Source organism: Chloroflexota bacterium (genome assembly GCA_035652535.1).
GTDB lineage: Bacteria > Chloroflexota > UBA6077 > UBA6077 > SHYK01 > DASRDP01.
Map to the genome: position 1 here is coordinate 1 of DASRDP010000134.1, position 15,487 is coordinate 15,487.

Here is a 15,487-nt window from a genome sequence, read left to right on the forward strand (position 1 = left end):
AGCCGGGCGGCTCGGCGGGGCACTCCAGGCAAACCCCGGCCGTGTCGTAAAGCCAGCCGTGGTAGGCGCAGGCGATACCCCGCTCCTCCACCCGGCCGTACAGCAGCGATGCTCCTCGGTGAGCGCAGCGGTCCTGGATCAGGCCGTAGCGGCCGCCTTTGTCCTTGAATAGGACGAGATCCTCGCCCAGCACGCGCACGAACCTGGTGGGCGACTCGTCCGTCAGCTCTTGCGCCGCGGCGATGGGAAGCCAGTACCGCCGAAGCAGCTCACCCCCAGGCGTCCCTGGCGCGACCCGGGTCAAGATTTCGTTCTCCTCGCGCGTAAGGACCATCGCTCCTGCTCCTCCGAGACGTCGACGCGCGTCGGCTTCGCGCCGAGTATAAGCTCAAGGGCTGCACCCGGCGCAGGCCCGCCTGCTCCGTTGGCCCACTTGGTGATCCCACCGCTGCCTTTAGAAATCGCGCACAGCGGGCGCGTACAGCGCCTCGACGGAGGGCTTCGTGCGGATGAAGCCCTGCTCAAAGGAGAAGTCGATGCAGGTCTGGATGTAGTCGCGGTTCGCCTTGACGCCGTACGGGTACGGGTCGTCGCCGAAGATCTTGCGGGTCTCTTGCAGATAGTACTGCCCGAAGATCAGGCCCGATGGAATGCTTCGCGGCAGGCGCCGCTGGTAGAGCTCCTTCGCCTCGACGAAGGCCTTGTAGAGGTTGAGCGCGACCCACGGATACTTCTCGTTGATGTCGCCGCGGATCACGTAGCCGTGGTTCGCGGGGTAGAAGCCGTGGGCTCGGTAGAAGCGGATCGCCTCCTCTCGCACATCCGGAAAGACGGGCTTGACCTTCTCCCAGGCGGCGGCGGGCGGTCGAATCTGGCTCGACCGGTCGATGAAGTTGCGCGCCTCCCCTCGGGCGCGTCCCGTGCCCATGGAGACATCGAGCTCGTGGTTCACGAGCATGGTGGCCAGGCTCTTCTCCGGCGGGACGCGGTGGAATTTAATGCCCTTTGGCGGCTGAAAACCGGTCCCATGGCCGTGGCTCAGCTCCTCCGTGCGCTCCATGTACCAGTCCAGGCTATATTGCGATACGCCGAAGTCGTGCTCCAGCACGCCGCGCACCCAGAGGGATGACGTCTGCTGATACTCGGGCACGCCGATGCGCTTACCGGCGATGTCGCTCGGCTCCGTAATGCTGGCGTCGACGTGCATCATCAGCTCGGTGTGGAACCAGCGCCGAGTCGGATACACGGGGATCATCACCATGTCCGCGCCTTGATCCTTTGCGATCAGATACGAGGACATCGACATCTCGGAGATCTCGAACTCCTGGAAATTAAGCTGACGCCAGAACGTCTCCGAGGCGTCCGACTTCGTGTGGATCAACTCGACGCCTTGGACCTCGACCTCACCGTTCAGAAGCGGCGCCACACGCTCGTTGGTACCACAAATGATGCTGAGCTCGAGCTTCTTCACCACGATCTGTCTCACTCCCTGTCAAAATCGAAAAAGAGCCACGTCCACTGGCCATTGCCGCGGTGGTCCTTGATTCCCTTCAGCTTGAGGACGGGGTTCGTCTCCCAGTAGAAGGGCATGAGCACGAGGTTCTCCATAACCTCTTGAACGAGCTGCTGCTGGATCGGGATACGCGCCTTCGGGTCGATGGTCGACGTGAGCTGATCGTAGAGGGCGTCGACCTTCGGATTCTCGTATCCACCCCTGTTGGGCGCAGTGTAGTGGTTCTCGGGTCCGGTCTTCGCCCGGGAATCCAGGCGGTTCACGAGGAACTGCTCGCGATTGATGTTCGTGACGAAGAGTCCGGGATAGCCCGACTCGTACTCGCGATTCCCCGCGAGCGCGGCCGGGATGGGGTCCACCGATGTCCGGACGCCGATTGCCTTCCAGTCGGAAGCGACGACGTTCGCCAGTTTGTCCCAGCCGGCCGGTACGTTGGCCCAGATCTCGACGTTAAAGGGCTCGCCCGACTGGTCGTTCACGAGGACGCCGTCCGGCCCTGGTCGCCAGCCGACGGTCTCCAGCAGCCCCGGGGCGGCGGACCGATCGAGCTTGTACGTGGGAATGTACGGCGCGAGTTCGGCGCGGATCGGGTCGGATGGGTCGTACCAACTATCAGCGAGAGGCCCGAAACCGCCGCTCATCAGATCCGCGAGGGCGACGCGGTCGACGGACTGGTACAGCGCCTTGCGGACCTGCAGCTCCCGCAGGCCATGGGCGGGCCGCGCGATCTCTGGGCGGTACTGCACCTCGAGCTGGATGATCCGCGTGGCGACGTCGGCGCGGACCTCGTTGCCGGTGCCCTCCCAGCGCCGCTTCACGTCGGCTGCCGCGTCGAGCTGGACGCCCGGCGGCAGGACGATGTCGACGTTTCCGGCGAGGATCGCCGAAACCAGCGCGTTCGCGTCTCCGATGACCTTCACGAAGACCTTGTCGAAAGGCGGCCGACCGAGATAGTACCCGTCGAAGCGCTCCATCTCCATGTCGGCGCCGGGCTCCCAGCTCACCAGCCGGTACGGTCCCGTCCCGATGTACTGGGTCGTGAAGTAGGGATTGTTGACGAAGGCGACCGGATCGTGCTGTTCGTAGGCCTCGCCGAGGATGTGGCGCGGCAGGACCTCGCCCAGATTCGTGATGGCGGCGTCGACGAACAGGCCCGACCAGGAGACGACGATGGTGCTCGGGTCGGGAGTCGTCACCTCGCGCATCAGCGCCAGGCCCGTCGTGTTGCGAGTCGTAACGAGGTCCTTGTCTTTGGAGACGGTGAATGAGAAGGCGAGGTCGTCGGTGCTGACCGGCGACCCGTCGTGCCAAAGGATGTTGGGCTTCAGGCGCCAGGTCGTCTCCATGGTTCCGTCGTCGGCGACGCGCCACGTCCCGTCCTCGATAGACGGGATCGCGACGGCCATCAGGGGATGGTGCACGCGCTCGTAGTCCTGGTAGGTGAGCTGATCCTGGACGATGGGGGTCACGTTGGTGGCGGACGTGGCGGTGGAGAGGCCGGTGAACCGTCCGAACTGGGGCAAGCCCCTCTGGAGCCCGATGGTGAGCGTCTTGAGCGCGTGCGGCCGCGACCCGGATTCGGAGCCGCGGCTCGATTCGCCAGTCCCGCACGCGGCGAGCAGCATCGTTGCCGCGCCCGCGCATGAAAGCAGCCGGATGATGGATCGCGGACTTATAGCTCGGGTCCTTCTTGAGGTGTCGACTGGGTGACTCGTCGCCGTCATCGCCAGTCCCTTCGAGCGAGTCGCTGGGGCCTGCCAGCGTTCAATGCGAATTTCGACGCAGTGCTCACCGGCGCCAGCGTATGCAAGGCGCGTGCGGAAATCAAGCACGCGCAGTGAGCGGGGGAGCCGGCGGACGATCGCGCTACGGGAATTTGGGACTTGAGGGACGACGCGCGCACGAGCCGACTGTGCGCGCTAGAATGGCGCAAAAGGTGGAAAGGGGGCTCCCATGACGCAGCTCAATTACCTCGCCATCATGTGTGAGGACCCGGCGCGCATGCGGGAGTGGTACGCGCGCTGGCTCGGCTTCGAGGAATACGACCGCACGGCAGCCGGCTCCATCTACATCACCGACGGCCACTTCTCCGTGGGGCTCCTCAAGGCGGGTGCCGCGCCAGGCGAAGAGACACAGCAACCCGGCCTGCACCATTTTGGGTTTCAGGTCGACGATATCCTGGAGATCGAACGCAACCTTGAGGACTTCGATCCATCGATTCGCATCGAGAAACGGCCACCCGAGGACCCCTATGCCGCCTATCGACTGCGAGATCCCGAGGGTATCATCGTCGACCTTTCCGAAAGGGGGTTCGGCGTCGCCGGCGAACCGCGCCTGCCTGGAATCCGCCATCTTGCCACCTTCAATCGCGACACGGCGCGGAAGTTCGCGTTCTACACTCAGGTCATGGGCATGCGCGACGCAACGCGCACCGATGCGGAGGTCTTCGAGCATCTGCTCATGACCAAGGGTGAGATCCCGCCAGGCTTCCAGCGCAGCCCCAACCCGTTCACCGGTGACGGATTTGTCAACCTCGCCCACCTCGACCGATCGGTGGACAGCCCAACTTCGGTCGGACGGAACCCCCTGGGCTTCAACCACTTCGGGGTGCTGGTGCGCGATCCGCACGAGCTCTACAGCCGGATTCACGCCGCGACGCCGGGCATGCCGGAGGACGTGCGGCCCCCCGAGCGACAGGTGGAATATGGGGTCCGCGACCCAGAGGGCAACTATCTGGACCTGTCCGGCAAGAAAGGTTGGAAAGTCGACGTCAACACGTGGGCCCGGGTGGGCTGAGGCGCGGGCCGGTTGAGGTCGTCGCTGGGATTCACGATTTCCATTGCCCGTCCCGTCCGGTAGGGCCGGGGGGCAGCCCGCCCCGATATTGACCGATCTCCACGGCCAGCATTATGCTGGGCCCAAGATTCGAGAGGAGTCACGGCCATGGGACAGATCTTGGGCCTCGGCATCACGCACTATCCCGGCCTCGCCTTCAAGGGCAATCTTGCCGGCCGAATCAACCTCATGCTGGGCGATCCGGCCCTTCCCGATCGTCTCCGGTCCGTGGAGAACTGGCCCGAGCCGATGCGCCGCCAATGGTCCGACGACGAGGGTCGCGCCCATTCCGATGCGCATCGCCAGGCCATGATCGAGGAGTTTCGCAAGGCGCGCGAGGAGCTAGACGCGTTCCACCCCGATTTTGTCGTGATTTGGGGCGACGACCAGTACGAAAACTTTCGAGAAGACTGCGTCCCGGCATTTTCGGTCCTCGCTTACGACACGGTGGAGCTGCAGCCGTGGCATTCCGAGCGGGTGCGCGGCGCCAACTCCTGGGACGAGCCCGCGGATGCGACGTTCGCGGTTTCGGGCCATCGAGATGGAGGCAAGTATCTCGCGACGTCGCTTCTGCGCGATGGATTCGACATCGCCTATGCCTACAAGCCCCTCCACGCGCGCGCATTCGGGCACGCCATCGCGAACTCGATCCTCTATCTGGACTGGGATCGCCGCGGCTTCGCGTATCCGGTGGTGCCCATCACCGTCAACAGCTACGGCCGCGCCCTCATCGCCCATCACGGTCGTCCGCTGACTCCGACCGAGGCGAAGGCGGCGGAGGGCGACGAGGACCCGCCCGGTCCGCAGCCGTGGCGCTGCTTCCAGCTCGGCGCCTCGGTGGCGCGCGCAGCGGCTCGGAGTCCGTGGCGTGTGGCGCTCATCGCCTCTTCGAGCTGGTCTCACTCGTTTCTCGTGCCGAAACACGCCGGCATGTATCCCGACGTCGAGTCCGACAAGCGGCTCTACGAGGCGTTTGTCGCTGGGGACTGGGACCTCTGGCGGAATACCACTATCGACGAGGCGGAAGACCGCGGCCACCAGGAGTTGCTGAACTGGTACTGCCTGGCCGGCGCCATGGCGGAGCTGGGGCGCAAGCCGGATTACTCTGTCTTTCAGGAGTCGTGGATCACCAACTCCGACAAGGTGTTCGCCGTCTTTCGCCCGTGAGTTCTCCGATACCGCGACGAAGTCTGATGACCACATCTGAATCCGCGGATTTGGCGGGCCGGACCGGGCACTGATTCAATTCAACGACGATCCGCCGTCGACGACGAGCGTCTGACCCGTGATGAAATCGCTGTCCGGCGAGCAGAGAAACGCGACCGCCCCCACGAGGTCCGACGGCTGCTCCAAGCGCTTGATGGCCCTGCTCTGCGCGCGATTCTCGTGGTACTGGATCAACGCGTCGTCATGAAGGTCCATGCTCTCGGTCAGGCCGGGCGCGATCGCGTTCACGGTAATGTTCCACTCCCCCAGCTCCTTCGCCAGCACACGCGTGAGCCCAATCACGCCCGCCTTCGAGGTGACGTAGTGGGCGAAGCGCGGTGTTCCGGAGAAGACCGTGCTGGAGCTGATGTTGACGATCTTGCCGCGCCGCTGCCGCTTCATCGACGGCACGACGGCCCGCGCGCAGAGGAAGACGCCGCGCAGATTCACGGCCATGACGCGATCCCACTCGTCGATGGGGATCTCCTCGAATGGCCCGCGCGTGACGGCCGGTCGCTGGTACATGCCGGCATTGTTGACGAGCGCGTCGATGCGGCCCCAGCGCTCGAGCACCGCGGTCGCCATCTCCTCGGTCGCGCGCGCGTCCGTGACGTCGGTGCGAACGGCGATCGCGTCGGCTTCGGCCCGGCGGAGCCCGTCGGCCACCTCCTCCGCGGCGCCCGCGTCGATGTCCACCACCGCGACGCGTGCGCCCTCCTGGCCGAGGCGCTCCGCATAGGCGCGGCCGATCCCGAGTCCGCCGCCGGTAACGATCACCACCTGATTCTCCAGGCGCATAGGGTACCCCCGCCTCGAAGCTTTTAGATCCGAAGATTCCGCGATGCGACCAGTATCGCAGGAAGGATTCGAGCCTTTCACGGCGCTGGCCGTATTGATGGCGACGTGGGATACTGCTGGGAGCGTTTTACGCTGAGGAGGTTCCCGTTGCTCATCCAGAGTCCTAGTACCGCAATGCGATTCGTGGCTGGCGCGCTCGCGGCGCTGGCCGCCATGGCGCCGGCCGGTCCCGCGCTGGCCCAATCGGCAGCCCAGGCTGCGGCGCAAGGGGTGGTCTACACCGGGACCCCCAGCGCAGGCCAGGGGATCACCAGCGCGACAACCCAGATCTCCCTCGACAGCCCATTGGACGCGTCGCAGGTCGCCATCGGGGCCCACGTCGACATCGGGGGTTGGGCGATCGATACGGAGGGACCGGATACGGGCGTCGACCTCGTGCAGGTCTACCTGGACGGCCCCATGGACGGTGGCGGGACCTTCGTGGGACCAGCCCACTATGGTCATGCACGTCCAGACGTCGCCGTGGCCCTCGGTTCGACCTCTTACACGAATAGCGGTTTCGATTACGTTTGGATTCCGTCGTCCCTCAGCTCGGGCATGCACACGCTGTACGTGTACGCCCACACGAAGGCAAACGGTTGGCAATACGTGACGGTGAGCATAATCGGGCCGAACGCACCCAACAGCGGGCAACCCCAGAACGTCGGGAACGCGCCCGCGCCCAATCAGCAGGGAGCTGGCGCCGGTGGGCAAACAAACGCGGGTTCCAGCGGCCAGACCGGCGGTTCCGCCGCCGCGCCGAACCAGGGCCAGAACGCCGGGCCCTACAGCGGTCCCTATCCGGGCCCCTACGCACCCGGGCCGTATGCGTTCACGCCTTACGGCGGCACGTATCTCAACAACTGGCAGACGTCCGGGCAGGGCTACGGCTCCTGTTTCGGGGTCAACGCCGGGCAGTGCGGCGGCGGATATGGATATGGCCAGATGCCGCCGTTCAGCGGGCCTCCGCCAATGAACCCATTGCAGCCCGGCGCTCCGTTCATGGGGTTCTGACAGAGATGCTGGGGAAGGGACCCATCTCCGGAATGGATCTCTTCCCCAGCAAAGCACGTGCGACGCCTGGCGGCATACATCTCTACTACCTGGATCCGGATCGCACGCCCTTTCTCTACACGGTCCGGGAGATGGCCGCCCGCCACGAGAGCCTGAACGTCACGGTCGATCAGATCGTGGGGATGGAGACGTTCGAGGAGCGCTTCCTCCGGGGCGAGCTGGACGTCATCTGCGAACACTCCCGCTTCCTTTATCCCGCTCGGTTGAAGGGCCATGACGTCCGCTGCCTCGCCGCCTGTCAGCGTCCCGAGAGCAAGCTGCTTGTCGCCCCGGACATTGGCGCCGTGACGGACTTGCGGGGGAAGACCATCGCGATTCGAGCGACCCCCCAGTCGCGGATCAGCGGAACCTATTGGATGCGTCGTCTGGGCCTCGATCGGGACAACCGGCTGCTCTACGTCGAAGACGCCGAGGTCGGGCGCTGGCAGCAGTGGCGGAAGGTCGCATCCGGTGACGCGCACGCGGTTATCGCGACGCCGCTCTACGAAGACGCGGCGTTGGCCGCCGGCCTCCACCAGCTGCACGTACCGCCCCTCCCCGAGGTCGGCCAGATCGTTTTCGCGGTCCTGGCCTCATTCGCCGCGGCCCATGACGACGCGCTCCACCGGCTGGTGCGCGCCGTGTATCGCGCGATCGATCTGATCCGCGGCGACGCCGAAGCCGCATTGGAGATCATGCGCGGGGAGCCCGCGCGCCTCATGCGGACCAAGATCGCGGGCGAGGCGGATCTCCGAACCCAGTACGCGCGGATCCGAGACTCCATCGGCCCGAGCGCGATCCCCACGCCCGAAGCCCTGCAGGTGGAGTTCGAGCTGCTGAACGAGGGCTACGTGCCATTGGACGACCTCAATCCCCTCAGCCTCTGGGACATGCACTACGCCATCGCTGCCGAGGAGGCCCGCCGGGCCCGCGCGCTATAGAGGCTTGTCCGCGGTATTTTGCGGTCAACAACGTTTCGATTCGCCATTGTTGACGCCACCCGTAACGAAACGGTAATCTCCGCGCACCATTTGAGCGGGTCGTGTCAGCGCGATATCGCACGTCCCGCTGGGTTCACCCAACCGGCCCGTGGCCGGGGGCTCGTGGCTCGGTCTACGGCAGGCACCAAGTGGTCCGGAGGTTGGTGGGTGGCGTCTCGTACGCGGTTGCTCATCGCGATCCCCGTTGTCGTCGTGCTTCTCGCCGGCGGCCTCGTCGTTTCCATCTCGCGATTTTCCCGATCGAGCACCGCGTTCGCCCTCGTCGACGAGTCAACCCTGACCGCGCTGCGCGGGCAGGTGGAGCTGATTCGTGCGGATGGCAGCCGCGCGCCCGTCGCCCTGCGAGCCAGCGTTCCCCTGCGTTTGGGCGACCAGGTTCGCACTGGCTCCGACGGCTACGCGGTCATCACGTTCTTTGACGGCTCGACCACCGAGCTGGAGCCTGGCACTTTTATCACTGTGCAGCGGCTCGAGAAGCTGTCCAGCGGCGGGCCCGACATCGCATTCCACCAGGAGGCGGGGCAGACCTGGAACCGGGTGGAGCGCCTGGTCGACGCAAATAGCCGATTTGAGACGAACACAGCTTCCGCCGTCGCCTTCGTACGAGGCACCGAATACAAGGTGTTCATCGACCCCAGTGGCGACACCATTGTTGAGGTGTACGAGGGCACGGTGACCGTTGAAGCGAATGGCGTGGTCGTCGAAGTGACGGCTGGGTTCCGGACCCGGGTCCGGCCGGGCGGCCCGCCCGGTCCGCCTGAACCCATTCCCCCCGCGCCCCTTGGCCTTCAGATCCAGGTCCAAGGCCCGGTCCATCCCTTCATCACCGACAACCTGAACCGGAGCGAGGGCTTCCAGCCCGACGTCGACATCTACGGGTCGCAGATTCCGGGCGCCGTGTACACAAACGACGCCGGTGTCCAGACCATCACGGTGCCCGATCCGGTGTCGGCGTACGAGCTGGTCTTGAGCGCGGACGCGAATGGCGGGCCGTACTCCTTGAGCGTCAGCGGACTCATCAGCGGGCAGCCCGTTGCCGTCCGCGCGGCAGGCCTCGCGCGCGCCCTGGACGCGGAAGAGCTGAGCGGGGTGCTGGGTGGCGGGCAGCATCTGCGGACCGGTTTCGAGTTCAGCGGCGGGCAAATCCTCAACTTCCGCCGACCGGGTAGCATTACTGGCGGCGCGCCCGAGGGCAGCTTTATGGTGTTCAGCCAGAGCTCGCGTCGCGGCGGGACGACAACCCCATCGACCGCGATCGCCCGGGGGACCGCCACGCCGTCCGGCGTCGCCATCGCTGCGGCCGACACCGCGACGCAGCCACGAGTCAGTGCTTCCCCTTCCCAGGTGACGGCCACCGCCGCCCTCCGCGCTACCGCACTCGCGAGCGCTACGGAGTCGCCGACCGCCGCATCGACGGAGCCGCTCGCGGGAACCACGCCCGAGCCCGGCCTGGCTTCGCCGACGCGTGGCGCCGCGAGCGCTACCGACACAGCGACGCCCGATGCCGCGAGCGCGTCGCCGACGGCAGCGCCCAGCGCGACCGATGGGCCGACGGGAACCGCGAGCCCGACGCCGACACCGACTGTCGTCCGCCCAACGCCCACCACGAGCGAACCCGTCGAGCCAACCGCGACGCCAACGCCGAGCGCGGAGCCCACGTTGGGGCCGCGCGCGACGGGAACGCCGTCGCGAGTGGCCGGGCCATCCTTCACCGGGCCATTGCCGCCGCCTTCGCCGACCCAACGGCCGACCGCGACCGAGTCCGTGCGGTTCGCCGCTGGCGGGGGCAGTCCCACGCCCATCGTCATGATTCCCTGGCACGGATTCGTCGGGGTGTTGGACGCGACGGTGACCCCCATTTTCCCGACTCCGACAGCCACGATCACTCAGACTCCGCCTACCACGCCCACCCCGACGATAACTGCGACGGTCGCCCCGTCCCCGGCCTTCACCGTGAGCCCGACGCCCTCTCCAACCGGGACTCCAACGGTGACGCCAACCCCGACCATCACGCCGACCGGTACGATTACGCCGCCGCCTACGGTCGCCCCAACTGATACACCCCTGTCGACCTTTACCGCGACGCCCTCGCCGTCCGTAAGCGCTTCGGCCACGCCGACAGGAACCGCGACGCCGACTCCAACGATCACCAGGTCGCCGACCATCACCCCTTCGCCCACGGTGACCGCGACGTTCACGCCGACGGCCACGCAGACGGTGAGCCCACTGGCGCGCCTCTTCACCGCGAACGTCGTCAGCGGCAATGAGTCGGTGTTCGATACGAGCACGGGCACCCCGAGCGGCGGCTTCAACGTGACCCCGCCAGCCGGGCTCAATTTCCCGACTCACCTCGCGGTCAATCCCGCCAAGACCCGCATGTACATCGCCGACAGTCGAGCCCGGCTCCTGGTGATGGACATCAGCGGGGCGACGCCCGTCGCGGGGCCCGTGATCGCGCTGCCAAATCAAGCGTCTGCGCTGCTCACCGTTTCGACGCCGGCAGGTCCGCGCTTGTACGTTGCCGATTCGATCGGCAACCAGGTGGTGGCGTTTGACATCAGCAGTGGGACACCGTCGAGCCCAACGACCGTGGGAATGCCGAGCGGCGCCAGCAGACCCGTTGCCCTGGCGGCCAACCCTGCCGGGACGCGCCTATACACCGCGAATGAATCGAGCGCGAACGTGTCCGTGTTCAACATCTCGAGCGGCACCCCCGCTAGCGGCGCAAACGTCGCGCTCCCGAGCGCCACGCTGCCTACGGCTCTCGCGGTGAACCCCGCAGGCACCCGACTCTTCGTGTCGGACATTGTGATCGACCAGCCGACGATCACGACCTTCGACATCAGCGGCGGCACACCGGCGAGCGGCGTCAACGTATCCATGCCAAGCGGCGCTGGTGAAAGCCAGGACCTTGTCGTCGATCCCGCCGGCACCCATCTGTACGGTGTCAGCGGGCACTTCGTGACCTCGTTTGACATCACGTCGGGAACCCCCAGCGGCGGTGTGAACGTCTCCACGCCGACGACGGGCGGATTCGCCATCGCGGTGGACGTCAACCCGGCCGGCACGAGGCTGTTCGTGGCGAGCGATTCGCCGGACTCCGTCGCCGTCTTCGACATCACCGGTGGCACGCCGACCGGCGGGGCCAACCTCTCATACTCGCTGAACACGCTGTTCCCATCCGATCTCCTGTCGGTCGGGAATAGCGTCTACGTACTGTTCGAGGACTCGGTGAATCTGACGCGGTACGACGCGACTCCGCGCGATATCTTCCTACGCACGACCTTCGACCTACCGCTCGCATCCGACGGTCCGTTTGCGCTGGTAACCAATGGCGCGGGAACCCGGCTCTACGTCGCGAATGGCGGGTCGAATTCCATCACCACCTGGGATATCAGCAGCGGCACCCCATCTGGAGCGGTGAACGTCGCGATTCCTTCTATCGGCGAGGCAATCGTCGACCTGGCCATCAATCCGGCTGGGACCCGCCTGTTCGCGCTCACGGTCCCCGACGGTTCCGGTGGCCACGTCGTCGCGTACGACGTGTCCGGCGGTCTCCCGGCCAGCCCGGTCGCCGTATCCGTACCGTCGGGAGCAGACGGACCTGAGCGGATGGCCGTGCATCCGGACGGAAGCCGTTTATACGTCACGAGCGGGTTCCCGGACGCCGTGGCCGTGTTCGACATATCGTCGGGCACACCGGTCCCCGGCGCCGTGGTTCCGCTCCCGGGCGGAGCGTCCAATCCGGGCAGCGTCGCGGTCAACCCCAGCGGCACGCGGCTGTATACGGGCAACTCCACCACCAGCAACATCTCAGTCTTCGACGTGAGCTCTGGAACGCCGTCGAGCGGTGCCAACGTCGCGCTCCCGAGCGGAGCGTCCGGACCCGTGAGCCTCGCGGTGAACCCCTCGGGCACCCGACTCTTTGTCGCGAACTCGTCCAACAACTTGACGATGTTCGACATCACGAGCGGGACGCCGACCGGCGGCGCGAACGTCGCTCTGCCTAGCGGCGCGACGGAGCCGCAATCGCTCGTGGTGAATCGTGCGGGCACGCGCCTGTACGTGACGAACTTCTCCAGCGACAACGTCTCGTCGTTCGACATCACGTCCGGCACGCCATCGGGCGGCGTCAACGTGGCGCTACCCTCGGGCGCGCTGCGCCCGGAGGGCGCCGCGATCAGGTAGCGGCGGGATGCCGGCGCGTTCCGCGACCCAAACCCCGCTGTAGCAAGGACCCGCGGGAAGCTCTGTGACGTACCTGTGAGCCGCTTGCCCAGCGATTCACGCGCAGCGTACGGTACGATGCCGGGCGTTATTCACGGTCACCTGGCCAGCCGGGTGGTCCGACCAACGTAATCGGGAGGAGTCCGGTGGAAGCCTACTGTGTGAAGTGCCGCCAGAAGCGAACCATGAACGACGTCCAGCAGGTTGTGTTGAAGAACGGGCGACCCGCGTCGAAGGGCGTGTGCGGGGTCTGCAAGACCGGCATGTTCAAGATCGGGAGCACCAAGTAGCGCACTACATCTTCAAGAGCTTCTTGGCATTGCCGTGGAGGATCTTGGCCTTATCTTCGGCCGAGATCTGAAGCTCTTCGACCCATTTCGTTGCCGGTCCGTTGGCGACAAATGGCCAGTCGACGCTGAAGAGAATGCGGTCCACGCCCATCTCCATCATGCAGCAGAGGAGCGCAGGCGTGGAGAAGTTGCCGCTCGTCGTGATGTAGAAGTGCTCACAAAATAGATCGCGGAAGGCAATCGAGCTGTTCCCCTCGCGCGACAGCGCCTGGTTGATGCGCCAGAGCGAGAAGGGGATCGACTCGCCCAGGTGGCCGAGGATGATCTTCACCCCTGGGTACTTCTCGAGGACGCCGCTCAGCACGATCCGGATCGCCTGCGTCGCCGTCTCGACCGTGAACCCCCAAGCGGCGGTGAGGAGCCCCGGGAAGCGGTCGATGTAGTCGCGATAGTAGGCGTCGATGACGGCCTCGTGCGGCGTGGCCGGGTGGACGTAGAGCGGAACGTCGAGGGCCTCCGCCCGCTCATAGATGGGCCAGAACCGGGGATCGTCGAAAAACACGCCGTTGGTCGCTCCGTGCACCATCGCGCCCTTGAAGCCGAGCTTGCTCGTCGTTCGCTCGAGCTCGTCGGCGGCCGCTTTCGGATCCGGCGTGGGCAACGTGGCAAACGCCGCGAACCGGTCCGGGTGCTCCTGGATGGTCTCGTACAAGCGATCGTTGGCCAGGTGGGCGAGGCGGACAGCCGTGTCCGCGTCGAGCCGCTGAGTCGCGGGCGCACCGTGGGAGAGGACCTGGACGTCGATCCCGGCTTCGTCCATCTCCTTGAGCCGAATTCCGCCCATCTCGTAGATGCGCTCGCGCACGCTCTTCGCGCCACGCATCGCATCCAGCTCGCCGAAGGTGGCGGCGATGTCCGGGTCCCAGTAGTGCTCCTCGATGGCGATGACCGGCGGGCGCGGCTTGGTCTGCATCAGCGTTCCTCTCGCGAGAATTTATCGGAGCAGCAAGGCCCCGTTGCGTCCACGATTCTCATCCGGCTCTGCCCGTTCAATTCAGGCTTGCTGAGTCCGTCACGATGAGAGTCGGTCGGGCGCGGAAATGCCTGCCAGCTCCTTGGCCAGGTGGACGAGCGGCGCGGTGTCGTAACTCGACGTGAATCGTGCGTGGTTGAGCGCCAGCGAGCCCGCGTTGTACATCTCAAAGAGCTGCTGGCGCCCGCCGAACGAATCCCCCGTGAGGTCCCATGCGAGCTTCAACAGGCGAAACCTCTCCGGCGCGCGATCGTCCTTCCCAACAAGATACCGATGAACGGCGGGCCCGATCTCCGGGCTGGCGATGTCCGCGGCAGAGGGCGACATGAGCAGGCCAGGACCGCACACCTCCCGAAGAAGCTGCAACATCCGCGGGTGGTTCTCCATCGCGTAGATGCGCCCAAGGATCGTGTAGGTCGGGAGCGGGACCGCGAGGCCCAGGGCCGAGAACTGGGGCTGGCGCTCGGCCGCGAAAATAAAGGCCCGCAGTGTCTCCAAGTAGCCCAGTAGCTCGGCGACCGCGTTCTGCATGAACGGTTCCTTGGAGGTCCCCAGGTATTCGCCCATGCCCACGCAGATGCCGGCGAGCACCTCTGCCTTCACGGCCTGTCGGATCAAGATGTGGTAGTAGGCCCAGGCGGACGGTACCGCGGCGAAGATCTGGGTGTTTAGATCGGGGCGATCGAGGAAGAAGACGCGATCCTCCGGCACGAACACGTCGTCGAACACGATCCAGGCGTCCATCTCGTCGAAGGCGGCGCTCAGCGGGTGGTCGCCCTTATCGGGGTTGGTGAAGGGCTCGCGGCAGACGATCCGCAGGCCGGGCGTGGCGACAGGGATCCCGAAGTACAGCACTTCCTCAGGTCGGAGGTCAGGGCGCGGCGCGGTCATGCCCACGTACTCATTCGCGAAAGGAGCGAGCGTCGCGACGGCCTTGACGCCGCGGATCACGATTCCCGTCGCTCGCCGCTCCACCACGTGAAGCGGCTCGAAGTCCTCGGACGGATGGCCGCGGCTGCGGGGCGGGTCCCCAAAGGCGTGCGTCAGGCAAAGGTCTTGCTCGCGGCAGTACTCGAAGTACTCAGCCACGCGCCGCGCATACGCCGGGTCGACGCCGCCGAGGATGTCGCTGGCGTTGTACAAGCCCATCAGGATCGTTGCCATGTACTCCGGTAGACGCCCCATGGCGCCGCCACTACGCCGGGCGAGCAGCTCGATCATGTTCCGCCGCTGAACGAGGTCATCCGTCGATCGGGGGAGGCGGTAGGCGAGGCTCACGGGCTCGCCAGTCGTTGGGGACGGCATCGTGAGCGCATCGCGATAGCGCGGGTCGCACTGCAGATCGTAGACGTCGGCGATGGCGCGCACGCACGGCGCGAGCGACGGATGCGTCAAAACGTCGACGCGCGTTCCCTCAAGCCAGACCTCGCGGTCGTCGCAGAGGCTTTTCAGAAATTCCGCGCCGGTGCGCAGAGCCATCCGGTCGTCCCTC

Annotated in this window: 12 protein-coding genes; 6 read left to right on the top strand and 6 right to left on the bottom strand. The window is 66.0% G+C overall.

Going from position 1 to position 15,487, the window contains the following annotated elements; all coding sequences use genetic code 11:
- The 3 genes from VFC51_16740 to VFC51_16750 all read right to left on the bottom strand — a co-directional run.
- The coding region (locus tag VFC51_16740) for a Rieske 2Fe-2S domain-containing protein (protein HZT08672.1) at window positions 1–334 on the bottom strand (334 nt) is incomplete at its 3' end.
- A 120-nt stretch (window positions 335–454) separates the two neighbouring features.
- The gene (locus tag VFC51_16745; protein HZT08673.1) at window positions 455–1,474 is read right to left on the bottom strand and encodes a hypothetical protein; all 1,020 of its coding nucleotides are present in this window, start codon (window positions 1,472–1,474) and stop codon (window positions 455–457) included.
- 8 nt (window positions 1,475–1,482) lie between these two features.
- Window positions 1,483–3,138: an ABC transporter substrate-binding protein gene (locus VFC51_16750; protein HZT08674.1), complete on the bottom strand. Its 1,656-nt coding sequence runs from the start codon at window positions 3,136–3,138 to the stop codon at window positions 1,483–1,485.
- 328 nt (window positions 3,139–3,466) lie between these two features.
- Between VFC51_16750 and VFC51_16755 the strand changes: the two genes are divergently transcribed.
- Both VFC51_16755 and VFC51_16760 read left to right on the top strand, forming a co-directional pair.
- Window positions 3,467–4,309 (top strand): VOC family protein, encoded by an 843-nt coding sequence (locus VFC51_16755; GenBank protein ID HZT08675.1) that lies wholly within the window; start codon window positions 3,467–3,469, stop codon window positions 4,307–4,309.
- 147 nt (window positions 4,310–4,456) lie between these two features.
- The gene (locus VFC51_16760; protein ID HZT08676.1) at window positions 4,457–5,515 is read left to right on the top strand and encodes an extradiol ring-cleavage dioxygenase; all 1,059 of its coding nucleotides are present in this window, start codon (window positions 4,457–4,459) and stop codon (window positions 5,513–5,515) included.
- Between the two features lie 75 nt (window positions 5,516–5,590).
- Here the strand turns inward: VFC51_16760 and VFC51_16765 are convergent, their stop codons facing one another.
- Window positions 5,591–6,352: a 3-oxoacyl-ACP reductase family protein gene (locus VFC51_16765; GenBank protein ID HZT08677.1), complete on the bottom strand. Its 762-nt coding sequence runs from the start codon at window positions 6,350–6,352 to the stop codon at window positions 5,591–5,593.
- 147 nt (window positions 6,353–6,499) lie between these two features.
- On the opposite strand from VFC51_16765, the gene VFC51_16770 reads away from it, so the two are divergent.
- From VFC51_16770 to VFC51_16785, 4 genes are all read left to right on the top strand, one after another.
- Window positions 6,500–7,405 carry a hypothetical protein gene (locus tag VFC51_16770; GenBank protein ID HZT08678.1) on the top strand — a complete coding sequence of 302 codons (906 nt, stop codon included), beginning with the start codon at window positions 6,500–6,502 and terminating at the stop codon, window positions 7,403–7,405.
- A 5-nt stretch (window positions 7,406–7,410) separates the two neighbouring features.
- Complete coding sequence (locus VFC51_16775) at window positions 7,411–8,385, top strand: ABC transporter substrate-binding protein (GenBank protein ID HZT08679.1); 975 nt, start codon at window positions 7,411–7,413, stop codon at window positions 8,383–8,385.
- 207 nt (window positions 8,386–8,592) lie between these two features.
- On the top strand, window positions 8,593–12,633 hold the full coding sequence (locus VFC51_16780) for a beta-propeller fold lactonase family protein (protein ID HZT08680.1): 4,041 nt from the start codon (window positions 8,593–8,595) through the stop codon (window positions 12,631–12,633).
- 185 nt (window positions 12,634–12,818) lie between these two features.
- Window positions 12,819–12,962: a DUF5679 domain-containing protein gene (locus VFC51_16785; protein ID HZT08681.1), complete on the top strand. Its 144-nt coding sequence runs from the start codon at window positions 12,819–12,821 to the stop codon at window positions 12,960–12,962.
- Window positions 12,963–12,966: 4 nt separating this feature from the next.
- On the opposite strand, the gene VFC51_16790 is transcribed toward VFC51_16785, so the two are convergent.
- Both VFC51_16790 and VFC51_16795 read right to left on the bottom strand, forming a co-directional pair.
- Window positions 12,967–13,935, bottom strand: coding sequence for an amidohydrolase family protein (locus VFC51_16790; protein HZT08682.1), 969 nt, complete (start codon window positions 13,933–13,935; stop codon window positions 12,967–12,969).
- A gap of 99 nt (window positions 13,936–14,034) precedes the next feature.
- Complete coding sequence (locus VFC51_16795; GenBank protein HZT08683.1) at window positions 14,035–15,474, bottom strand: 4-hydroxyphenylacetate 3-hydroxylase N-terminal domain-containing protein; 1,440 nt, start codon at window positions 15,472–15,474, stop codon at window positions 14,035–14,037.
- Between the last annotated feature and the right edge of the window lie 13 nt (window positions 15,475–15,487).